The following is a 22,673-nucleotide window of genomic DNA, read 5'->3' on the forward strand; positions in this document are numbered from 1 at the left end:
ACCGGAAGAATATAATTCAAAAGATTATCTGCCACGTGGCCATTATCCTTGGCCCGACCTTATCAATCCAAATGCAGAACAGATGGGTAAAGATATGGACGGATGGATTGATAATGATTACACTTTCCTGACCGAAAAACAACGCACAACATACAAGAAAATGAGGCTGCACATGTGCACTGCGCGTATGTGGCCGGACTTAACCTATGAACAGAGTATTCCCTGTAACAGGTTTATGCTTCAGTACGTGGCTCTTGATGATCAGGTGGAGCATTCGTCCCTGGAGGAAATCCAACAGTTACGGATTCGTTGTGTAGACATTCTCAAAGGTGCCCAACCAAAGGAGGATGAAAATGCTCTCTACCAACATATGGCGTTAATAAGGGACGAATTCCGCGCGTTGATGCCCGACCTATGGGTGGAGCGTTTTATTTATTACTTTTATCAGTCATTCAGATATGGGATTGAACTGGAGTACCCTTATAAAATAGCAGAGCGTCCACCGTCACTTACGCTTTTCAAAACCATTCGTGAATATTCTGTTCTTATGCGTCCCTATCTGATCTTAGGTGAGATTGAATCAGGTCTTGTACTTCCTAAACATATTTTTGAGCATGTTGTCGTTCAAAAAATGATATCTCATATGACCCTGGTTGTTGCATGGCAAAATGATATTCATTCTCTGCCAAAAGAAATGGCGAAGGGTACAGAGGTTTTTAACCTGGTTTTTGTATTACAGCAGGAATATAATCTTTCATTGGAGGATGCCTGCGCACAGGCATTCCGCATCCATAATGAAGAATTGGCAAAAGTACTTGCCTTACATGCTGAATACCGCGAGTTTGGTGAATATCAGGAGCACGTAGACAAGTTCGTTTATTATGCAGGAGTTGGACTTCAGGGAGTGAATTCTTTTTATTTGGAAACTGAAAGATACCAGCATGGAGGAGTGGGTTTTGCCTGGCCGGAAATTAGTAATGATGTGAAAACTATTTAAAATTGATAAAAAATAAACCCATGAGAGAAGATTTAGTTGTTCCTAAATGCCGCTACCCATGGCCCACCGTTACCAGCCCAATTGCCAATGCCTTTGATGACGAAGAAAAAATATGGTATGACCATGATTATACTTTTATTTCTGAAGAAGGAATAAAAAGATGCAAACCCCAGTTCCTGTCCCGCGTAGCTACCTATATGAATCCTACCTGTGACAGCATAGAACGGATGCGCCCTTGTGCTAGGTTAATGATCTACATCACACTATTTGATGACTATTTCGGAATGACTCCCGCAAAAGAACTGAAAGCGATGGCAGAAAGGGTATATGAAGTCATGATGGGAGATGATCCTCTTCCGGATGAAATTGGTATTCTCCGGCAAATGGCAAAAGCACGAAAAGAGTGGGAAACATTTATGCCTCGTTTCTGGATAGACAGGGTGGCTATCAATTTTTATGAATTCATCATCTACGGAATGATCGAGGAAATCCCTTTCAAACAGGCCGAGAAAAGAATCTATCCGTTACTTCCGCATTATCTCAGCTTTAGAAAATATTCAATCGGGATGTGGCCGTATGGTGATCTGATAGATCCTGCAACGAATTCTCCATTGCCGGTTTTTATCTATAATCACCCTATTGTACAGCGTTGCAGAGAGCTGCTCTCCCTGATTATTGTGATCCAGAATGATTTTGCTTCTCTGAAAAAAGAACTTGAAATAGAAAGTGAAAGTCTGAATATTATTTTCATTTTAAGCCATCAGTATAACCTTACCTATCAGGAGGCCTGTACTGAAGCGATGAGACTGCACGATGCCTATGGTCAGGAATTGGATGATCTGCACAAGTCACTCCCGGATTTTGGAGCTTTTCAACAACAGGCATACGATCATATTTACCATATTAAGCTACAGATAAGCGGATGTGCCAACTGGTATTATAACTCCGGAACCAACCGGTATGAACCGAAAGGATTTATTGTGCCACAATATGGAAGAGAAGGAGATGACATTCTTATCCCACACAGTATTTTTGTACAGAAATAGCTGCAAATAGAATACTGTTGAAGTAATAAAAAAACAGCAAAGATGAAATTTTTTGCTGTTTTTTTATTTTTCGAAAAATATACTTTTTTTCAAGCAGTAGATCACTAAAGCTGAAAATCCACACTACAGGAATAAACATAATATTTTTAAAATCTTATCTTCGTATTCTTAATAACTTGATGATATGAAAAAAATAATATTACTGGCCTCAGCCGCATTTGTGCTGAACTCCTGCGTTGTAAGAACCGCTGCAAAAGTAGTGACAGGAGCTGCGACCATAGGCTACAAAGCTGTAAAAGGAACGGTGAATGGCATCAGCTGGGCGGTAAGCAAAGCCAAAGGAAAAATAGATGAAGACCGTGTGGATGGAACCTGGAAAATTGTAGGGGTTTATAAAGGCTCGTTTGAAGACTTTTCAAAAGATCAGAATCCGGAAAGTTCATTTACATCAGATTGTACGGAAGGTTTTGACCAGATTATTTTCAAGGCTAAAAAATCCAAATTCAAACCGGTACATTGCAGTTCGGGAGAAGAAGATTGGGTAAAATATTCTATGGAATTCGGAAAAAATCCTTTAACCAAAGAAAAAGAAAACTATATAGAATACAATTCCAATAATTATATTTCAGTAATTGATGTCAACAACAAAACCATGGTGCTGGAAGGAAACCTGATGCCTAAACTGGCATTTTCAGGCGCTAAATTGTACCTATTGGAAAAAGTAAAATAATGGCTCTCTTTTTATTATGGTAACCTGTTTATCGGCTTAGGAAGCTGTAGCGTTAAAAAAATTAAAAATTGATCCGTTAAAAAATTCCCACTGTCTGAGTGCGTCCCGAATATAGAACTGAAAAAGTAATCTTGAATCCGCACGAGTTTTGGGGATTTTAGGAGCAAATTTTAATTTTTAGCGGAAGATTCCAGCCTTGAATTTTTGGTTCTTTTGTTTCAAGACAAAAGAACTTATAAAATGGATTGATAATTGGTTTAATGTTTTATCTATTTATAAAAACAGATTGTCCGTTTAAACTTAAACGTAAATCATAATACTTTAACAAACATTGTGGCGTACCCTCAATAAATTTTTGTTCTTTTGCAAAAAGTTTAATTTTAACAGTATTACATGTCAAAGTTCGATGAGATCCGGTTTTTTGATGACAGTGAAGTGAATGAAGCATTACTTGGAATTGCCCGCGATCCTATGATGAACGCGCTGATGAGTTTTACTTTTCCTGATACGGATAAGAAAATCTGGAGAGAGCAGTTTAAAAACATTCACTCTGTAAGTGATTTTCAGCACAATTTTATTGCCTATACCATTCGTCAGATCCTTGCGAAAAGTTCCGAGGGCCTTACCACTTCGGGATTCGATAAGCTGGATAAGCAGACGCCGTATCTTTTCATTTCGAACCATAGAGATATTGTTTTAGATACTTCACTCATCAACCTGGTTCTTTTGGAGAAAGGCCTTATCATGACGGCTTCAGCGATAGGCGATAATCTTGTTCAGAAAACTTTTTTACATGACCTGGCCAAACTGAACCGTAATTTTCTCGTTCAGAGAGGATTGCCGCTTCGTGAGCAGCTGAAGAGCTCCCAGATCATGTCGGAATATATTAAAGAACTTTTACATAAAGAAAACCGTTCCGTCTGGATTGCCCAGCGCGAAGGCCGTACAAAAGACGGAAATGATGTTACCCAGCAGGGCGTTTTAAAAATGCTTGCTATGGCTGCAGAAGATATGCCATTGGCAGATTATTTTAAAACCCTGAAAATCGTTCCCGTATCTATTTCCTACGAATATGATCCTACAGATTCCTTAAAAATGCCGCAGCTTTTGGCCAGGCACAGAGATGAGGAGTACGTTAAAGGTAAAGATGAGGATTTTATGACCATGCTCAGTGGAGTTTTAGGTCAGAAAAAACGGATTCACCTGCATGCAGGCAACGTTCTTGATACTGAGCTGGATGATATTGCGGCCAATTCTGAAAATAAAAATAAGCAGCTGCAGGCAATTGCGCAGATCATTGATGATTCAATCATTCAGAACTATAGGCTTTGGCCAACCAAATTTATAGCTTACGACCTGCTTCACAATACCGATACTTATGCTGATCAATATACAGAACAGGAAAAACAACTGTTTGTGCGCAGACTTGAAATGCGTATAGACCCTTCTGATGCCATTTCCAAAGAGTTTTTTCTTACCATGTATGCGAATCCTCTGATCAATAAAAAGAAGTATGAGAACAACTCATTAATGTAAGTATTGCTGAAAAGTTATTCGAATATCGTTCTAGGAAGCTGGAGCGTTAAGAAAATTAAAATTTTATCCGTTAAAAATTTCCACTGTTTGAGTGCGGGATCGTCAACTGAAACGAAGCAGAAATACTCTCTCCGCACGAGTTTGGAAATTTTAGGATTAAGTTTTAATTTTTAGTGAAAGTTTCCAGCCTTGAATTTTTGGTTCATTTTGTTTCAAGACAAAAAAACAAAGACAGAAAGATAATGCATTATTTTTGTCTAGTATCCTTAACTACTTTTAAATTTAAAATTTTCCTAAAAAAGCATGAGTAACGTTTGGGCTATTCATATCTTAACGGCTGATTAAAAACTAAAAAGCATGAAACTATTTCAACATGAGTATTTTCCACACATAACAGGCGATAGGGTATCATTACGACAGATTAAGGATGCAGACCTTGATGATCTTATCGAAATCTCATTTTATGATGCTATCCGGGCGGAAACTGTTCAACAGGCAGCAGAAATGCAGGCAAAGATCAATCAGGATTATCTGGATGGAAATTCTATTCACTGGGGCATCGTGGACAATGAAACTCATAAAATTGTTGGGACCTGCGGGTATTACCGGGGATTGGACAAAGGAGAAGGTGAGCTGGGCTGTGTTTTATTGGCACAATATTACGGCAAAGGATATATGACTGCCGGAATGACGCTGGCCATTGATTTCGGACTGCATACATTAGGGCTGAAGCGTATATGGGCAGCAACAGATCAGCATAACGGCCCTGCAATTAAACTGCTGGAACGGCTTAATTTTGTGAAAACAGCAGATTTAAATGATGGTGAAATCGAGTATGAACTAGGAAAATAAATGCTCAGAGCGGACGATCAGTTACATCAATTAAGCAGATATTTATGTTAATGAAACGATAGAAAATATTTTTTTGTAAATTCAACGTTGAGGCGGCAAGATAGTTGTAGTGAACTAACAACCACACAAATTAAAACATATGAATTTACAAATAAACCCATGCCCAAAGGTTGAAAATCATCATGTTGACAGTTTTCGTCCGGATGTTCTGGAAGGCTTGAAAAACAGTCCCAAAAGATTATCTTCAAAATACTTTTACGATAAAGAAGGAGACCGGCTTTTCCAGGAAATCATGGCTATGCCTGAATATTACCTCACCCAGTGTGAGCTCGACATCTTCAAAAATAAAACAACTGATCTGGCCCGTCTTGTTATCCCTGAAAATGAGCCATTCGATTTGATCGAACTGGGAGCTGGAGATGCCATGAAGTCCACATTTTTATTGAGGCATCTGGTGGAAAAGGGAACTCAGTTCACCTATATGCCTATTGATATCTCAGGCAACATCCTTTCCATATTAAAAGAAAAATTGAGCCGGGAATTACCGGATTTGGAAGTACAGGCTTTGGAAGGAGAATATTTTGAAATGCTTCAGAAAGCAGCGTCACTTTCCGGCAGAAGAAAAGTTATCCTGTTTTTAGGAAGCAATATAGGCAATATGAATCCCGGGGAAGCTGAAAATTTTTGTCACAGTTTAAACCGGAATCTGACTTCCGGCGACAGGGTATTGGTCGGTTTCGATCTCAAGAAAAATCCTCACACTATTTTAAATGCTTACAACGACCGGAAAGGTATTACGGCAGCATTTAACCTTAATCTGCTGACCCGTATCAACCGGGAACTTGATGCCAATTTTGACTTGAAACAATTCCAGCATTATCAAACCTATGATCCCATAAGCGGAGCCTGTAAAAGCTATCTTGTAAGCCTGCAAAAACAGACCGTAAAAATAGGAAACGACAGCATTTCATTTGAAGAAAATGAACTCATTGACATGGAAATTTCACAGAAATTTTCTGAAGAAAAAATTGAGGAATTAAGAGAAAAATCGGGTTTTAAACGGATAGGAGAGATCAAAGACTCAAAAAAATGGTTTGTAGATGTCGTCTGGCAGGCAAAATAAAGAGAAATAAGGGGACAGAATTAATACCATGAATTCTCAAGAAGCAAATCAACAACCGTACAGCTTCGTCAACAACTTTGTTGACTTTTTTGCTTATCTAAATAATATGTTTGAACTAATAAAACTTTGCGTTAAATAAAAAGCATAATACTCCACAGATTAATCAGATCTCATAGAAACAAACGTTCTTTCAAAGAAAAATAAGAAGTATATTTATTTGAACTTAAATTATAACCTACTAAAAACTAAAGAGCATGACACTGAATATAGCGACAACGGATTTAGTAAAAAAGTATACAGATATCCGAAAACATTCCGAAGAAATCTGTGCTCCTTTGGAAATTGAGGATTATGTAGTGCAGCCCATCATAGATGTAAGCCCTCCGAAATGGCATCTTGGCCATACCACCTGGTTTTTTGAGACTTTTATTCTCATTCCCAATTTTCCTGATTATAAAGTTTTCGATGCCCAGTATAATTTTGTCTTTAACAGCTATTACGAAACTATTGGGGCAAGAGTGATCCGTACCGACCGTGGAAATCTCAGCCGTCCTTCCGTTTCGGATATTTATAAATACAGGCAATATGTGGATGAGCATATGAAAATATTTCTTCAGAGCAGGTTTATGACTGAAACTGTTGAACCGCTCTTAGAATTGGGTCTTAATCATGAACAGCAGCACCAGGAATTATTAATTACCGATATTAAATACATCTTAGGACACAATCCGCTTTTTCCAGCCTATAGAAAAGAATTGATCTCAAAAAAAGAAAGCTATAGACCTGCTGAAATGCTAAAGTTTTCCGAAGGAATTTATGAAATCGGGTTCAAAGGAGAAGATTTCTGCTTTGATAATGAATTGGGCAGGCATAAAGTATATCTTAATGATTTTGAAATTGCAGATCAGCTGGTGACCAACGGAGAATATCTGCAGTTTATGGAAGCTGGAGGGTATACCGATTTCAGACACTGGCATGCTGAAGGATGGGATTGGGTAAAGCAGAGCAATGCAGAATCTCCGCTGTACTGGCATTTTATTGATGGAAAATGGATGAACTATACCCTAAACGGCTTACAGGAAGTTGACCTTAATGAGGCAGTCTGCCACATTAATTTTTATGAGGCCTCTGCTTTTGCATCCTGGAAAGAAATGCGCCTGCCTACCGAAGCAGAGTGGGAAGCAGCATCCGGTAATTTCAATTGGGGAAACCGTTGGGAATGGACCAATTCTGCCTATTTACCATATCCCGGTTTCAAGAAAGAAGCGGGAGCAGTAGGAGAGTATAACGGCAAATTCATGGTCAATCAAATGGTTTTGCGTGGTGCTTCTGAGGCTACACCTGCCGGACACAGCAGGAAGACCTATCGTAATTTCTTTCAGACCAATCTGAAATGGCAGTTTACAGGAATCAGACTTGCTCAATAATTTTTGCCAATGATTACAGTTGAATCAGTTTCAAAGAATTTTAACGGAAAACCTGCAGTAGACGATATTTCTTTTCAGGCCCATGATCAGGAAATATTAGTCCTTCTGGGAACGAGCGGTTGTGGCAAAACGACGACCCTTAAAATGATCAATCGGCTTGTAGAAGCAGATTCAGGAAATATTTCCATCAACGGTAAAAATATCCGTGATCAGAAACCGGAAGAACTGCGAATGGGAATCGGTTTTGTGATGCAGCATTCCGGTCTGTTTCCTCATTACACCATCCAACAGAATATTGCCGTAGTCCCGGAATTGCTGAGATGGGACAGGAAGAAAACAGAAAACCGGACCCATGAACTGTTGAATAAGCTTCATCTTTCAGAAGATATACTTTCACGGTTTCCCGGCGAACTGAGTGGGGGACAGCAGCAGAGAGTGGGCATTGCAAGAGCTCTGATCGCCAATACACCCGTTCTGCTGATGGACGAGCCTTTCGGAGCGCTGGACAATATCACGAAGGCTGATATTCATTCAGAATTTAAATCGCTGGAAGAGCTTAAAAATAAAACCATTATACTGGTTACCCATGATGTTCAGGAAGCTTTTGAACTGGGACACCACATATGCCTTATGGATAAAGGGAAAATTATCCAGACAGGAACCCCTGAAGAGATGCTTTATCGTCCTCAAAACGATTTTGTCAATGAATTTTTTACCGAAAACAGGCTTTTGCTTGAATATAAAATTGCGGTTTTGAAAGATCTTGCTAATTCAGAAAGCCTGTACAGTGAATTTGGTTTTACTGAAAACACCAGTGTCTGGAATGCTTTACAGAAATTAAGCTCGGATCACAGAAACACTGAATATTATGAAAGCCTGATCAGGACATTCAATGAATATAGAAAATTACAGATCGTATGACGCAGCAAAGTCTTTGGCAGTTTATCATAGAACAGCAGGAAAAATTACTGACCCAGGTTGTACAGCATCTGGGGCTTACCTTTCTGTCATTACTTTTGGCAATTGTTGTCGGTGTACCTTTAGGAATACTGATTGCGAGGAAAAGAAAATTCTCCAGCCCTGTGCTTGGTTTTGCCGGTATTTTGCAGACTATTCCGAGTATTGCCCTGCTGGGTTTTATGATTCCTGTTTTTGGAATCGGGGCCAGGCCGGCTATCGTTGCCCTGTTAATTTATGCTCTTTTACCCATCATCCGAAACACCTATACAGGGATTACAGAAGTAAGCCCCACCGTTGTAGAAGCGGCAAAAGCAATGGGAATGAACAGAAGGCAGCTCCTTTTTAAAGTGAAACTTCCTCTGGCCATGCCTGTTATCATTGCCGGAATCCGAACGGCAGCGGTGATCAATGTCGGAGTGGCTACATTGGCATCCTTTGTGGCAGCAGGTGGCTTGGGCGAGTTTATTTTCGGAGGTATCTCTCTGAATAATACCAATATGATCCTGGCAGGTGCTATTCCTGCAGCTTTGTTGGCGGTTTTGCTCGACCAAACCATTGCCATTGTTCAGAAATCCGGCTATCGTTTATTTCAGAAACTGAAATATATAATTCCGGCTGTTTTTATTATTGTTGGTGCAGCTTATCTGTTTACTTCCGGGTCAAAGAATAAAATTAAGGCAGGTTTTACCCCTGAATTTATGGGAAGACAGGATGGTGACCTCGGTTTGCGTTCGGTGTACGGACTGAATGTAAATCCTGTTGTGGTAAACGATGCCATTATGTATAAAGCGGCCTATGAAAAGGAACTGGATCTTATCAGCGGATATTCTACCGATGGCAGGATCAAAGCTTTTGACCTGTATGTTCTGAATGATGACAAAAAAATATTTCCGCCTTATTTTGCAGCACCCATTCTTAAAACGAAAACACTGAAGAAATTTCCTGAGCTGGAAGAAACCCTTGGTCTGCTGGCCGGTAAATTCAATGACTCCATAATGACCGATCTGAATTATAAATCTGATTATCTTAACCAGACACCGGAAAAAATAGCAAAGGATTTTTTAATTAAAAATAATTTGTATAAAAATTCAAGGAAAGGAAATGCCGGAACGATACGGATAGGGTCGAAGATTTTTGGTGAGCAGTATATTCTCACAGAAATGTATAAAATGCTTATTGAAGGCTATACAGACTATAAGGTGGAAACAAAAACAGGGCTGGGTGGTACCAAGATCTGTTTTGATGCCTTAATGAATGATGGAATTGATTTTTATCCTGAATATACGGGAACCGGACTTCTGGTCCTTTTAAAGCCTTCGGAGCAAACGCTTAAAAATGTAACCCAGAGTCCTGATAAAACATACAACTATGTCAATTCGGAGTTTAAAAAGCAGTACGGTATTCAGTGGCTTAAGCCTCTAGGATTCAATAATTCCTATGCATTGATGATGCGCAGAAAACAGTCTCAGGATCTTCAGATAAAGAATATATCAGATCTTAAAAAATATTTCAAAGACAGATAAAATAAAATCTGATCTTTCCTTTAAAACTGTAAATATTTGATTTATAATTAATAAAAAACCCTAACACTTGTTAGTCGTACTACTACTACACTTTCTCAGATAAATCATAAAAAGCCCTTTTTATACCGCAACTACTTCTATATTTGGTGAATTAGAATAACATCAGATCACAAAATATTAACCATTAATTTACAAATCATGGCAGAAAGAAATTCAAGAGGAATCTTAAAATTCAATGGTGGAGAAGGGCAGAAACTGCTAAAACTTCACTACAGTGTATCACGTTCTACAGACGTATCAGGTAGAGTGGCATCAGATCCTTCTAATGCGCTTATCAAAATCACAGTGGAAGCTACAGAAAAATCAGATATTCTGGAAAGTCTTCTGAACGGAAAATACAAGCCTACAACCGGAGAAGTAACGTTCAACAAATCTCATGAAGAAGGAACACTGACTACTCTGAAATGGGAGAACGGATATGTAATTCAGCACGAAGTAGATTTCAATGCTGTAGATGAAAACAGTATGTACATCAGCTTCATCGTAAGTGCAGAGCAGATTGACTTAGGTAATTCTTCTTACAAAGCAGAATGGCCTACTTCTTAGGAATATAATTTCTTAATTTTAAAAAATCAGACAGAATGGTTACCCAAAATATTAGGATACCATTCTGTCTTTTTTGTTTGTAAATAAAGTTTGTGGACTGATCTTTTTTTGAATTTAAAAACTCAAATCCGACCACTGGCTTAAAATAGCATCAGCCGCAGAAACGGAAGTTAAGCCGCTGGTAAGCCCAGCGCCTGTAAGCACACCGATCATCAGGGAGCCATTAGTTGTAAAAACGGCAGACCCGGAATCTCCTGAAGCAGAAAAAGATCCTGAGTTACCCTTTACCATAATCATATTATTGGCTGTCACTTCTGTACCGTTAAAGTTTCTGGCTTTCAGCGAAGTGGTAATACTTGTTACTTCCCCGGTGGTGACTTCTGTTGCAATGCCGCTTTTCATCACTTCCTCACCAATAAGTTCAGGGTTGATATCAGAAAATCCCCCAATGATATTTCCCACACCGTATACTTTTCCTATTGTGGCGTATCTGAACCATCCCTTTCTTGCAATAGCACAGTCCAGCCATGCACTGATCGTTGCTGAATTACGTTTAAATGTAACATTTTCATGGTAATAACTCTTCAGGGACGCACAGTTGTGACAATAATTCAGGGTTGTTTCCCATTTAGACTGCTGGCACACATCCGAATCCAGTTCTGTGGTCGTTCCTGCCAGTACATGGGCACACGTTATTAAATAAGGATTATCGTCCCCTGTTTTATTTACCATGACGCCCAACGTCCCGTTTCCGGCGACTTCCCTTCCGTTCTGCATCAGTTCCCCGTTAGCCGAAATGCTTACCCCGCCGATAAGCGGATCTGTTTTTTCATTTCTTGCTGCCAAAACTGAATCCGGAGCTGCTAAATTATTAGACTGAATTTCAAACTCCACAACGTCTGTAGGATGACCAAAAAGGGCAGCTGGAATTGGATTGCTGATTTTGGCTAAAGGCAGTTTCTTTTTTACTCCAAACGTATAGCTGAGACTTGGAATCAGTTGATCGTTCACTGTTTTCAAAGAGACCCCTAAAGAAGTGATCTCGGGTCTTTTAAAATACTCTTCAACGAGTTCAGGGAGTCTTTTGGCCATTTCATCGTGCAGGGCCAGTTCTTCTTTACTTAGTTTCATGATTTGGTGGTTTTATTGGATTGATAAATAGGAGTTCGGGTTAAGAAAAGATTAATGTGCTGGAAGCTGGAAGTGGGAGGTTTGAAGTTATTATTGGACTGATGTTTCTTAAAATTGAATTAATTAGTCTTAAGAAAATTAATAAAAACTGATGTATAATTATTTTTTATGACCTCAAAAACTTTTCTCTTCAGGCTTCAGGCTTACCTTATTAAAAACAGAAATGTCTTATCCGGAACTCAGGCTAAATAGAATAGGTAATAACTACTTTATCAAAATTCGGAACGGCATCACCGTTCCGAACTTGAATCATCTCAATAAACTTAAAACTGAATGTTAGTTCAGTTTAATGGTTCCCGAAGAAGGAGCACCGCCGCCAGAAGGAGGAGGTCCGCCTGCAGAAGCCTGATCAGCCAGCATACGGTACTGTGCCGTTCCTTTTTCAGTTTTGATGGTTCCTGAAACCGTATACAGGTACAGGTCCCCCGAAACAGCAAAGTCATTGGCCGAATTATTCACGTAAAAGTCAATATTTACAGTAGACATCTGCTTTGCCTTTTCAAGAAAAGCATCCATTAATGTGGTGATCTGAGCCTCCGTAAGCCCTTTGGATTTCATAGATTCTTTTGTTTTTTCATAAGAAGCAGAAGCGCCACCGCCACCGAAGAACCAAGTCCAAACGGATAAATTGGCACTTGCCGATGTTTTTTCGTACTCTTTAACTTCTTCTTTATAGCTGGCACTCAGCATGCTCATGGCCAGGTCATTCAGATTTTTCACATCCTGGCTGGACATGGCAGATACCTGAAGAGAAGCTGTGATTCTTCCCTGAGTGAATGGCGGTACACTATAGGAAAGCCCTGTAAGCTGTCCTTCTCCTGCTACCTCGATAGAATAAGACTCTTTGGATTCTCCTCCTGCTTTTGAGGTTGAAATAACGCGTTCGAACGGATCTTTGAAACCCACTTCGGTCTGTGTAATTTGAATTGTTTCCATTGTTTTGTTTTTTGGTTGGTGTTTGTAATTACTTATTGAACAACTCAAAGGAACGAAGAAAAAGAACCGGATTTTAGCGTGTAAATAACCAAATATTATCGTCAGTAGAAATACTTATTGATGGTAATGTATTGTTTATTAGTTGTTTGTGAATTATTTTTTAACCAATCCTGTAAACATGAATTCTGATAAAACAATTCAGATAAACTGTAGAAGAATAATTTTAGCAGAGCGATAAAAAAGGCTACTCCAAATTATTAGGAATAGCCTTTTTATATAGCTTGATGATTATAATTTATTGAATGACAATACTTTTTTTCTGTACCGTATGTGCTGAGAAATAACCCAAAGCCCCATTGTTAATATTACTTGGAGGATTGGAAGGGGTAACGCCTCCGCCGGGCCCGCCATCCCCTGAAATCTGAAGAAGAGCAGAATAATAGGTGAATATATTGTGATCAATGGACTGCATTTCTACATAAACAGTATCCCCGGGCACTACCTTATGATCCGTAGGGTCATCATCATTATCCTCATTCGGGAGAAACAAAGGTCTTTGGTTGACCATTCCGTTATTTACATTATCTGAAAATACCTCAAATGTCTTTTTCGTCATGTTATTGATGGTAAAATTGAAAAGATAACGGTTACCTAATACCGCGGGGTCGGTGAAAACAGGTAAAAGGGTATAGGTGGTTTCGCTTCCGAAGGTAAACGAATCCTGCGTCAGGCCATCAAAGCTGACAACTTCAGGCATGGTACTTTGAGCCGTATACTGCTTTCCTTCAGCCTGTATTCTCAGGGTATAGGTTCTCCCGGTCACTCCGGTAAAAGCTGTGGTTATATATTTGCCGTCCCCTACATACTGTAAAGTTTCTGTTTGGCCTGTATTATCACTTACAACAACCTGTGCATCAGTAACCGCAGGATATTGATTGTTTTGTGTAAAAGCTACAGATTTTGTGATTCTTACAATATAGGGTCCCGGCTGGTTTGTTATATTGCCTTCTATGACGATGTTTCCACTCTTGTCATCCAGATCAAGATCGATCTCTTTTTCACAGGAAGTTAGTAAAAACAGCGATAATATGATAAAAATGATATTCTTCATGATCTAAAATTTGAAATTATAAGTGATATTGGGTACCCAACGGAAAAGGGAAGTCTGCATAGCGCGCGTTGTTCCAGGATTGTTCGGATTGTCTTCAAACGTAATGGTATAGGCATTTTCCCTGCCGTAGAGATTATAAATACCGAATGACCATGATCCTTTGAAACGCTTGGTAGATTCCGGTTCATAGGTAGCGCTCAGATCCATTCTGTGGTAGGCAGGCATACGGTCTGCATTCCTGCTGCTGTACTGAAAAATAGTCTGCCCGTTCAGCTCATATTTGGCAGTAGGGAATGTAACGGCATTCCCTGTGCTATAAAGGAATAATCCGGATAAAGACCATTTCTTATTCAGTTCATAAGTGGCGACAATAGATAGATCGTGGGTTTTGTCCATTCTGGCATTATACCACTCATTATCATTGATTCCGTTTATTTTTCTTTCTGTTTTAGACAACGTGTAAGAAATCCATCCTGTCAATCTTCCGCTTTTCTTCTTGGCGATCAGTTCCAGTCCGTAGGCTCTTCCTTTACCATACAGCAATTCACTTTCTACATCTGCTGCCGTATCAAAGGTAATCTGCGCACCATTTTTAAAGTCGATCTGGTTTTGCATGGATTTGTAATAAATCTCAGCGTTCAGTTCATAATTGTTATGATTGAAATTTCTGCTGTATCCGGCACTGATCTGATCGGCTATTTCCGGCTTTACGCTGTAGCTGCTCCCGATCCACTGGTCTGTAGGATTTCCGCTGCTGCTGTTGCTCAGAAGGTGCAGATTCTGTGTGTTGCGGGAATATCCGGCCTTGATGCTGCTTACCTCATTGATGCGATAATTGGCGGTAATTCTCGGTTCAAGATTAAAGTATGTTTTCCCGAATTTACCCTTTTCCAGGAATCTGCTGTCCGTAATCACTCCATTATCATAGGTATTATACGTGTCACCACCCAAAATGCTGAAGGTAGAAAGCCTTAAACCATAATTTACGGTTAATTTATCTGAGGCTTTAAAATCATCATTGATATACACCGCATTTTCCCATGATTTTCTCGGGTTTCTCGGAAAGCTGCTCACACTCGTACCGGAAGCACTGCTTGGCGTGATCGTATGGTGAATAGACTGAAGCCCGAAACGCACCGAATGCTTATTTCCGGCAAACCACGTGAAATCCTGCTTAAGGTTCCAGTCCTCGATCTGGGAATCAAGGCCAAACGTATTATCATTGCTTTTCAGGCTGATTTTATAATTGTAATTGCTGTAAATTAATGAAGTATTGGAAAACAGCTTACTGCTGATAATACTGTTCCATCGGAGTGTTGCCGTTGTATTTCCCCAATCTGTTGAGAAGGTATCACCCAGTCCCAGGACATCTCTTCCGAAATATCCGGATAAATAAAGACGGTTGTTCTCATTAATCTGATAATTGGCTTTCAAATTCAAATCGTAGAAATAAAGCTTACTGTCCTTATAATCATCGCTTGTCTTAAGAAACAGATCGGCATAGGTCCTTCTTCCGGAAACAATGAATGAAGATTTTTCCTTCTGAATAGGACCTTCCACACTCAATCTGCTGCTGATCAGTCCAATTCCTCCATTCACATTATAATCCTTATTATTTCCGTCTTTCATTTTAACATCCATCACAGAAGAAAGACGGCCCCCGTACTGGGCAGGACTGTTTCCTTTAATAATGCTGGCATCTTTCAGTGCATCACTGTTGAAGGTGCTGAAGAAACCTAATAAGTGCGAAGCATTATAAACAGGTGCTTCATCCAGTAAGATCAGGTTCTGATCCGTAGCACCGCCTCTTACGCTGAATCCGCTGCTTCCTTCACCATTGCTTTTGATTCCCGGTAAAAGCTGTATCGTTTTCATCACATCCTTTTCCCCGAACAAAACCGGCAGTTTTTCTATATTTTTGATGCTTAAAGTTTCAGTTCCCATCTGGGCCGAAGTAAGGTTTTTATCCTTTTTAATCCCTGAAATAACGACTTCATCAATTTTCCCCACTTTTTCATCTCCTTTTTCTTCCTGGTCGAGTGGCAGATCCAGCTTGGTATTCTGTTCCACCTTTACCGGCAGCTCAAAATCACGGTAACCCGGATAGGAAACGATCAGCGTATAACTTCCTTCGGGAAGTGACAGGGAATAAAAGCCATATTCGTTGGCAACCACAGAAACAGACGGATCTTCACTTACTTTTACAGTAACCCCGATCAGCAGCTCTCCGTTCTTATTATCCTTCACAGTACCGCTTACCGAGTATTTCTGCTGCGCCAGCGCCATGGAGCTGAAACAGACTACAGCGGCGGTGACGGCAGTTTTAAAAAACAATTTTTGCATTGAGTTTAAATTTTAATGTAGTAGAAATCCTGTCAAATAGTATGTTTAGGTTGGGTGATGTTAAAGCTAATTGCAGAAAAGGAATTAGACGGGTAAAACTTTTAATGTTAGGTAATGGTTCATGGTTTACTGTCAAACGTAAAAATTCAAGCGATATTACAGAAGTTGAAAAAAATATTCTACCAGATACTAAAACCGGAATAAGAATTTCTCAATCTTTTATGGCAGATGGGTTCCTGAATAGCCTGAAGAGGCGGGAGGGTATTTTGAGACTGAATTGATCTCTTTATGGTCTTTTTTCCTGTATAGTTAACAGGCAGCAATTGATTTCGGTTCATAGTTTTTGGTATGGTTATCCTGAAAAGGTAGAAAATCCCTGTTCCGGGAATACAAAAATAACAAAATACCACAACCAGGCTTATATTTTATTGTCATCTTAATGTTAAATGATCACTGCAGATAAAAATGAGTATCACTTTATACAGACTGTGAATGAAATTAAATATATTTGTTCAATGAGTATTCTCCGAATCCGGGTACCTTATTTTCCGCACAGACTGTTTAATAAATAACTGCATAAAAAATGATTCCACTTCACGAACTTTTATTCTTTGTTCTGGCTGCCCTTGTTTTAGTGATAAGTCCCGGGCCTAATATGATCTACCTCATTTCAAAATCAATTACACAGGGAAAAAAATCCGGACTGATTTCTCTGGCAGGAGTAGTATGTGGTTTTATGTTTCATATTGTCATGGTATCTTTCGGGCTTACAGCGGTATTACTGGCAGTTCCGGTTGCTTATACCGTTCTGAAAACACTTGGAATCGTTTATCTTCTGTATTTAGCGTACCAGGCAATAAAACCTAAGAGTAAAAATATATTTGAAGTAGATGAAAACAGCCCGCATGATGGTACCAAAAAGCTTTTTAGCGTTGGCTTCCTCACCAGCGCACTGAACCCGAAAGTCGCTGTATTTTACCTGTCCTTTTTCCCGCAGTTCATAAAACCTGAATATGGTTCTGTTTTATTGCAAAGCTTTGAACTGGGAATTGTCCAGGTTTTTGTAAGCTTCAGCGTTAATTTTATCATCGTACTCACAGCTGCAAAGGTGGCCGCATTTTTTGCGGGTAATCCATTTTGGGTAAAGATTCAGAAATGGTTTATGGCGGGCGTACTTACTTATTTAGCTGTAAAAATGGCTTTGTCGAAGGCTAAATAAGCGGGTATGTAGCTTATTGCTGTAAATGTTGTATCAATAAATGATTCCAAAGCATGAAACAGACCATTCCCACTTATGATTTAAACAGTATTACCCGGCATGGTATCCTGATCGAAAGAATTGAAAAGCGGACGATGAGCACCATAGATAATCTTTTTGATAAAGGAATCCACCGGGACAGCCATTATATTTTTACATTTCTGGAAAGTGGAAGGGCTAAGATGATGGTTGATTTCAAGATCATAGAAGCCCGGGATGCTGCTGTTTTCTTTTTGCTACCCGGTCAGGTTCATCAGGGAATTTTAATGGAAAAGGTCACCGGATGGTTTATTGCCGTGAAAGCAGACCTGTTACCCGATGCTGCAAGATCGGTTTTTGAAGAAACTTTAGTAGATGTACAGCCGGTACCTGCTGATGGTAGCTGGGTTGAAAAGCTCAATGCCTGTGCCGGGTTGCTTCAGATGTCCTGTACGGAAGAAATGCTGGCTACTAAAGAAGGATTTTTTGTTGTTCAGTCATTAATCAGTGCTTTTACAGGCTTGTATGTCCTTATCTTTTTAGGTGGAAATCATGCAGGAGCATCCAGTGAAAGCCGTGCCGTTCAATTGACCAGAAAGTTCAGAATTCTGGTAAGAAAAGAATTTAAAACCCTGAAAAGTCCATCAGCCTATGCCGGGCTTTTGAATATTTCACCCGGCTATCTGACTGAGGTTATTCGTGAGGTAACAGGTAAATCTGCCCAGCACTGGATCCATCAGGAAGTTTTGATAGAAGCCAAAAGACTTTTATCCTTCACTCAACTTAGTGTAAAAGAAATTGCGTATGAGCTGGGCTACAGCGATCATGCCTATTTTTCCCGCTTATTTTCTAAGGTTGAAGGCTGCCCGCCGACAGAATTCCGGGACAAATACCGGAACAGGAAGTAACCCACGAATTGTCCAACTAATACCCTGATACGGCTATCGGTCTGCATTCATTTTGAAGCTTCCTTTGCATTAAAAATTATTTATGCCAAGCCTACCAAAATGGATGAATGATACATTAGAAAATGTCATGTCCTCAAAATTTAAAGAATGCACCGTTACCCATACAGAAGCTGTTTCAAAAGATCTCCGCCTTATCCGTTTTACTTCTGATCTGCAAGATGTTCCTTTTGAACCGGCTTACGCTATAGGAATAAGAGTCAACGAAAGGGATTACCGAAATTATTCACCCTTCAGTTTTAATAAGAACGCAGGAACTTTTGATGTGATCTTCCATCTTCATGATACGGATGCTGTAGGAAGCCGTTTTGCAAGCCGTCTTTCACCAGGTGAAACTACAAAAATACTGATGCCAAGAGGGAAACGCTTTTTTGAGCCCAATGCAGAAATCCATTTTTCCATAGGGGATGCAACTTCGCTGGGAAGTTCTCTGTCCATCAAAGAAGCAGTGGAAGAGATCGGCGGTGCATTTGTATGCCTTCATGAGCTGGAAGATTCCTCTGTTTTGAAAAAATTGGAACTGTACGGCTATCACGCTCCTAAAAACGACATTCAGAACATCATGGAAGCTTTAAACGACTTTTTAAAGGAAGAAAAACAAGCCGTTTACAATAATGAAGCGGTTTTCTATCTTACAGGAAACGGAAATACCATGTCGGTGGTTCGCAAATTTCTTAAGGCAAAAGGGGTGGATGGGAAGTGTATCAGGTCGCAGGCGTATTGGATGGAGGGGAAGAGGGGGTTGTAAGAAGAGTTAGTTTTATTAATATTTACTTTAGTTTTCCTCCAATTCACAAGAAATATTTAATACGTTCCTAGAGTAATGAAGATTTTTATTATCTTTAAAATTAGTTTATATACTTGATGGATTCGAAATTTTATTTTCTTAAGGATGATTATCCTGAACTATTTAATTGCGCTCGATTAACTGAAATTTTATATCATGTAGATGCCAGTTCATCAATAGTAAAATCACGATTATTTTGTGAAAAACTGGTTAGCCTAATTGCTGGTTTTGAATCGGAAGAAATTTCACATTTAAAACAACACGAAATTATCCAATATCTCAATCAACATGATATTTTACCTGTAGTGATTGCAGATATCTTTCATACTGTAAGAATCTCAGGTAATAAGGCTTCACATAACGGGACTAATACTTCAGCCGAAGCTTTGTTTATTTTAAAGAAAATATTTAGTCTGGCGAAATGGTTTTTTGAAACTTACAATGGAAATGATCTTATTGAAAATCTGGTGTATCAATTGCCTCCCAACAAATCAGAAACAGAAATATCTATATTAACAGATAAAGTAGATGAAATAACAATTCAGTTAGAAAATTATGAATTAAAAATTCAAGCACTTAATGTTTCCGAAGCTGAAATAAAAAGCAGAAGAGAAAAAGCTCAGTTTTATGCGGATAAAATTAATCTGAACGAATATGATACAAGAATTCAGCTAATTGATGTTCAATTGAGGGCTGCAGGTTGGGAATGTGATACAGATAATATCAATTACAAAAACAAAAAGACATTACCTGAAAAGGGAAAAAACAAAGCAATTGCAGAATGGCCATGCGGAACAAAATATGCTGATTATGCTTTGTTTATTGGAACACAGCTGTACGGTTTGGTGGAAGCAAAAAAATATAATACTGATATCTCTACCAATCTTAGACAATCGAAAATATACTCTGAGAACATTTTATCCCAGGAAGAAATTGTTTTATTAGGACAATGGGACACTTATAAAGTTCCTTTTTTGTATTCTACGAACGGAAAAAAATATATAGAACAGCTAAAAACTAAAAGTGGAATTTGGTTTCAGGATATAAGAAAGTCTACAAACCGTGCGTATGCTTTAAAAGGTTGGTATTCGCCTGAAGGACTAAAAGAATTATACAACAGAGATTCAGAAGCTGCGGGTGAAAAGCTTTTAGAAAGTGATTATGAATATCTGACTTCTCCGAGTGGGTTAAGCCTTCGTGACTATCAGATAGAAGCCATAAAATCGGTCGAAAAAAAAATCATTGAATTTCCCGATGATAAAAGAGCCTTACTCGTTATGGCAACCGGAACGGGGAAGACCAGAACAATAAACGGATTAATTTACAGATTAATAAAAGCGAACCGTTTTAAAAGAATTTTGTTTTTAACAGATCGAAAACTTCTGGCCACACAGGCACGTGATAGCATAAAAGAAAATAAAGTTGAAGCTCAGCAATCTTTTGGAGGAATTTACCAGTTCGATGATCTCGGAATAACCAAACCAGATTCTGAATCCCGTCTTCACTTTGCCACAGTTCAGAGCATGGTAAAAAGACTTTTTTACAACGAAGGAGAGCCACTGACTGTAGATACTTATGATTGTGTTATTGTTGATGAGGCGCATCGTGGCTACCAATTGGACAAAGATATGAATGAAGATGATTTTGGTATCCGTAATGAAGATGATTATGTAGCACAGTATCGAAAAGTATTGGATTATTTTGATGCTTTTAAAGTAGGGATGACGGCTACTCCAGCTCATCATACAAAGGAAATTTTTGGAGAATCGGTTTTCAATTATTCTTATCGACAAGCTGTGGTTGACGGTAATTTGGTAGATCATGAGCCTCCTTTTAATATTTCTACGGTTCTTAACACTGAGGGAATTACATGGGAAAGAGGAGAAAAGCCTCAGGTGTATGATGCAGAAACCGGAGAAGTAACCGACTTGGAAGAATTGGAGGATGAATTAAAATTTGATGTAGAACATTTCAACAAACAGGTTCTTAATGATAATTTTAACAGAGTTGTCGTTCAGGAACTTGTTAAAAGTTTAGACCCTGAAGGGAACGAGAAAACAATAATTTTTGCAGCAAGAGATAGCCATGCAGATACAATAATTAATATGCTTGGTGAAGAATTTGAGAAAATAGGTGTTGATGTTCATGAAAAAGCCATTCAGAAGATTACGGGAAGCGTTTATGACAATGCACAATTAACAAGGGATTTCAAAAATGAGAGATATCCGAACATTGTTGTTACTGTAGACCTTTTGACTACAGGAATTGATGTTCCATCTATATGCAATATTGTATTTATGCGCCGTGTATGTTCCCGTATACTATACGAACAAATGATGGGAAGAGCAACCCGTCTTTGCCCGGAGATTGGAAAAGAATCATTTAAAATATTTGATGCAGTACGACTATACGAAGCATTAAAAGACTATACCCAAATACAGACCGTAGGAAATCCTTCATATACATTCCAGCAGTTGGTAGAAGAGACGCAGAGAATTTCCGATGAGCAGCGTTTATACAAACAGGTTGAGCAAATCATTGCAAAATTACAGCGTAAATCACGGAATCTTACTAATGAGCATAAAGAACATATTTCTTATCATACGAATGGAGATTCTATAGAAGGTCTCATAGAGTCTTTGAAGACTGCAGCTAGCTCTGATATAAAAAAAACTGTAGAACAGTTAAGCTCACTTTGGAATTATCTTGATACGAAAGTATACAAAAAATATTCACAGTTTGTTTCCACACATGAAGATGAAGTAATGGAAGTTACCCGTGGATATGGAAATGCAGCTAAGCCGGAAGATTATATTGAAGAGTTCAAAAAATTCCTTCAGGAAAATGGCAATACCATTGTAGCCATCAACGTTATTTGCAATAAGCCACAGGAGCTGGATCGTAAATCCTTAAAAGAATTGAAGTTACTTCTGGATGAAAAAGGTTTTAATGAAACTTCTCTGAATACGGCTTGGAAATCCACAAAAAATGTGGATATTGCGGCCGATATTATCGCTTATATCAGAACACTTTCTATGGGAATTGACTTGATTACTCCACAGGAACGTGTCCAGAAAGCGATTAGCAAATTAAAATCAAACCATCCATGGAATGCGGTACAGCTGAAATGGATAGACCGTTTTGAGAAACAACTGATGGCTGAAACCATACTGACAAAACAGGATTTAGATCTAAGACCTTTTGTAGATGAGGGAGGTTTTATTAGGCTAAACAAGATATTTAATAGCGAATTGGAAGAATTGATAACAGAGCTGAACAGAGAATTGTATTCAGCATAATAAT

At 38.9% G+C, this 22,673-nt stretch carries 18 protein-coding genes; 14 read left to right on the forward strand and 4 right to left on the reverse strand.

The features are described 5' to 3' along the window. Positions 1 to 172: 172 nt before the first annotated feature. The 10 genes from LC418_RS10085 to tssD all read left to right on the forward strand — a co-directional run bounded on the left by LC418_RS10085 (position 173) and on the right by tssD (position 10,800). Entirely contained in the window at positions 173 to 997 is an 825-nt protein-coding gene (locus LC418_RS10085) for a terpene synthase family protein (protein WP_223558989.1), read from the forward strand. Between the two features lie 20 nt (positions 998 to 1,017). Continuing rightward, complete coding sequence (locus tag LC418_RS10090) at positions 1,018 to 2,043, forward strand: terpene synthase family protein (RefSeq protein ID WP_111954443.1); 1,026 nt, start codon at positions 1,018 to 1,020, stop codon at positions 2,041 to 2,043. Between the two features lie 184 nt (positions 2,044 to 2,227). After that, positions 2,228 to 2,773: a hypothetical protein gene (locus tag LC418_RS10095; RefSeq protein WP_223558990.1), complete on the forward strand. Its 546-nt coding sequence runs from the start codon at positions 2,228 to 2,230 to the stop codon at positions 2,771 to 2,773. Positions 2,774 to 3,166: 393 nt separating this feature from the next. Beyond that, positions 3,167 to 4,309, forward strand: a complete 1,143-nt coding sequence (locus tag LC418_RS10100; protein WP_223558991.1) for a 1-acyl-sn-glycerol-3-phosphate acyltransferase — start codon at positions 3,167 to 3,169, stop codon at positions 4,307 to 4,309. Positions 4,310 to 4,666: 357 nt separating this feature from the next. Beyond that, the gene (locus LC418_RS10105) at positions 4,667 to 5,161 is read left to right on the forward strand and encodes a GNAT family N-acetyltransferase (protein WP_223558992.1); all 495 of its coding nucleotides are present in this window, start codon (positions 4,667 to 4,669) and stop codon (positions 5,159 to 5,161) included. 139 nt (positions 5,162 to 5,300) lie between these two features. Further along, the gene (gene egtD, locus LC418_RS10110) at positions 5,301 to 6,284 is read left to right on the forward strand and encodes an L-histidine N(alpha)-methyltransferase (RefSeq protein ID WP_223558993.1); all 984 of its coding nucleotides are present in this window, start codon (positions 5,301 to 5,303) and stop codon (positions 6,282 to 6,284) included. Positions 6,285 to 6,538: 254 nt separating this feature from the next. Continuing rightward, entirely contained in the window at positions 6,539 to 7,711 is a 1,173-nt protein-coding gene (gene egtB / locus LC418_RS10115; protein ID WP_223558994.1) for an ergothioneine biosynthesis protein EgtB, read from the forward strand. 9 nt (positions 7,712 to 7,720) lie between these two features. After that, positions 7,721 to 8,632: an ABC transporter ATP-binding protein gene (locus LC418_RS10120; RefSeq protein WP_223558995.1), complete on the forward strand. Its 912-nt coding sequence runs from the start codon at positions 7,721 to 7,723 to the stop codon at positions 8,630 to 8,632. After that, positions 8,629 to 10,194 (forward strand): ABC transporter permease/substrate-binding protein, encoded by a 1,566-nt coding sequence (locus LC418_RS10125; RefSeq protein WP_223558996.1) that lies wholly within the window; start codon positions 8,629 to 8,631, stop codon positions 10,192 to 10,194. Before LC418_RS10120 ends, LC418_RS10125 begins: the two co-directional genes overlap by 4 nt. A gap of 198 nt (positions 10,195 to 10,392) precedes the next feature. After that, the gene (tssD, locus tag LC418_RS10130) at positions 10,393 to 10,800 is read left to right on the forward strand and encodes a type VI secretion system tube protein TssD (protein ID WP_111954459.1); all 408 of its coding nucleotides are present in this window, start codon (positions 10,393 to 10,395) and stop codon (positions 10,798 to 10,800) included. A gap of 114 nt (positions 10,801 to 10,914) precedes the next feature. Here the strand turns inward: tssD and LC418_RS10135 are convergent, their stop codons facing one another. The 4 genes from LC418_RS10135 to LC418_RS10150 all read right to left on the reverse strand — a co-directional run bounded on the left by LC418_RS10135 (position 10,915) and on the right by LC418_RS10150 (position 16,381). Continuing rightward, on the reverse strand, positions 10,915 to 11,931 hold the full coding sequence (locus LC418_RS10135; protein WP_223558997.1) for a S1 family peptidase: 1,017 nt from the start codon (positions 11,929 to 11,931) through the stop codon (positions 10,915 to 10,917). Positions 11,932 to 12,267: 336 nt separating this feature from the next. Continuing rightward, entirely contained in the window at positions 12,268 to 12,927 is a 660-nt protein-coding gene (locus tag LC418_RS10140; RefSeq protein WP_111954463.1) for a hypothetical protein, read from the reverse strand. A gap of 295 nt (positions 12,928 to 13,222) precedes the next feature. Further along, positions 13,223 to 14,038 carry a DUF4249 domain-containing protein gene (locus tag LC418_RS10145; protein WP_223558998.1) on the reverse strand — a complete coding sequence of 272 codons (816 nt, stop codon included), beginning with the start codon at positions 14,036 to 14,038 and terminating at the stop codon, positions 13,223 to 13,225. Positions 14,039 to 14,041: 3 nt separating this feature from the next. After that, on the reverse strand, positions 14,042 to 16,381 hold the full coding sequence (locus tag LC418_RS10150; protein WP_223558999.1) for a TonB-dependent receptor: 2,340 nt from the start codon (positions 16,379 to 16,381) through the stop codon (positions 14,042 to 14,044). A 583-nt stretch (positions 16,382 to 16,964) separates the two neighbouring features. On the opposite strand from LC418_RS10150, the gene LC418_RS10155 reads away from it, so the two are divergent. From LC418_RS10155 to hsdR, 4 genes are all read left to right on the forward strand, one after another. After that, the gene (locus LC418_RS10155; protein WP_223559000.1) at positions 16,965 to 17,600 is read left to right on the forward strand and encodes a LysE family translocator; all 636 of its coding nucleotides are present in this window, start codon (positions 16,965 to 16,967) and stop codon (positions 17,598 to 17,600) included. A 53-nt stretch (positions 17,601 to 17,653) separates the two neighbouring features. Beyond that, positions 17,654 to 18,526, forward strand: coding sequence for a helix-turn-helix domain-containing protein (locus LC418_RS10160; RefSeq protein WP_223559001.1), 873 nt, complete (start codon positions 17,654 to 17,656; stop codon positions 18,524 to 18,526). Between the two features lie 82 nt (positions 18,527 to 18,608). Further along, complete coding sequence (locus LC418_RS10165) at positions 18,609 to 19,331, forward strand: siderophore-interacting protein (RefSeq protein ID WP_223559002.1); 723 nt, start codon at positions 18,609 to 18,611, stop codon at positions 19,329 to 19,331. 344 nt (positions 19,332 to 19,675) lie between these two features. Beyond that, entirely contained in the window at positions 19,676 to 22,669 is a 2,994-nt protein-coding gene (gene hsdR, locus LC418_RS10170) for a type I restriction-modification system endonuclease (protein WP_223559003.1), read from the forward strand. The last annotated feature ends 4 nt before the right edge of the window (positions 22,670 to 22,673 follow it).

Source organism: Chryseobacterium lathyri, from assembly GCF_019970085.1.
GTDB classification, from domain to species: Bacteria; Bacteroidota; Bacteroidia; order Flavobacteriales; family Weeksellaceae; genus Chryseobacterium; species Chryseobacterium lathyri.

Coding starts and splice junctions, on each gene's coding strand:
- LC418_RS10105 (WP_223558992.1), top strand. CDS start 4,667: ATGAAACTATTTCAACATGAGTATTTTCCACACATAACAGGCGATAGG.
- LC418_RS10145 (WP_223558998.1), bottom strand. CDS start 14,038: ATGAAGAATATCATTTTTATCATATTATCGCTGTTTTTACTAACTTCC.
- LC418_RS10100 (WP_223558991.1), top strand. CDS start 3,167: ATGTCAAAGTTCGATGAGATCCGGTTTTTTGATGACAGTGAAGTGAAT.
- LC418_RS10125 (WP_223558996.1), top strand. CDS start 8,629: ATGACGCAGCAAAGTCTTTGGCAGTTTATCATAGAACAGCAGGAAAAA.
- LC418_RS10140 (WP_111954463.1), bottom strand. CDS start 12,927: ATGGAAACAATTCAAATTACACAGACCGAAGTGGGTTTCAAAGATCCG.
- LC418_RS10160 (WP_223559001.1), top strand. CDS start 17,654: ATGAAACAGACCATTCCCACTTATGATTTAAACAGTATTACCCGGCAT.
- LC418_RS10085 (WP_223558989.1), top strand. CDS start 173: ATGTGCACTGCGCGTATGTGGCCGGACTTAACCTATGAACAGAGTATT.
- LC418_RS10155 (WP_223559000.1), top strand. CDS start 16,965: ATGATTCCACTTCACGAACTTTTATTCTTTGTTCTGGCTGCCCTTGTT.
- egtB (WP_223558994.1), top strand. CDS start 6,539: ATGACACTGAATATAGCGACAACGGATTTAGTAAAAAAGTATACAGAT.
- tssD (WP_111954459.1), top strand. CDS start 10,393: ATGGCAGAAAGAAATTCAAGAGGAATCTTAAAATTCAATGGTGGAGAA.
- egtD (WP_223558993.1), top strand. CDS start 5,301: ATGAATTTACAAATAAACCCATGCCCAAAGGTTGAAAATCATCATGTT.
- LC418_RS10090 (WP_111954443.1), top strand. CDS start 1,018: ATGAGAGAAGATTTAGTTGTTCCTAAATGCCGCTACCCATGGCCCACC.
- LC418_RS10135 (WP_223558997.1), bottom strand. CDS start 11,931: ATGAAACTAAGTAAAGAAGAACTGGCCCTGCACGATGAAATGGCCAAA.
- LC418_RS10095 (WP_223558990.1), top strand. CDS start 2,228: ATGAAAAAAATAATATTACTGGCCTCAGCCGCATTTGTGCTGAACTCC.
- LC418_RS10165 (WP_223559002.1), top strand. CDS start 18,609: ATGCCAAGCCTACCAAAATGGATGAATGATACATTAGAAAATGTCATG.
- LC418_RS10120 (WP_223558995.1), top strand. CDS start 7,721: ATGATTACAGTTGAATCAGTTTCAAAGAATTTTAACGGAAAACCTGCA.
- LC418_RS10150 (WP_223558999.1), bottom strand. CDS start 16,381: ATGCAAAAATTGTTTTTTAAAACTGCCGTCACCGCCGCTGTAGTCTGT.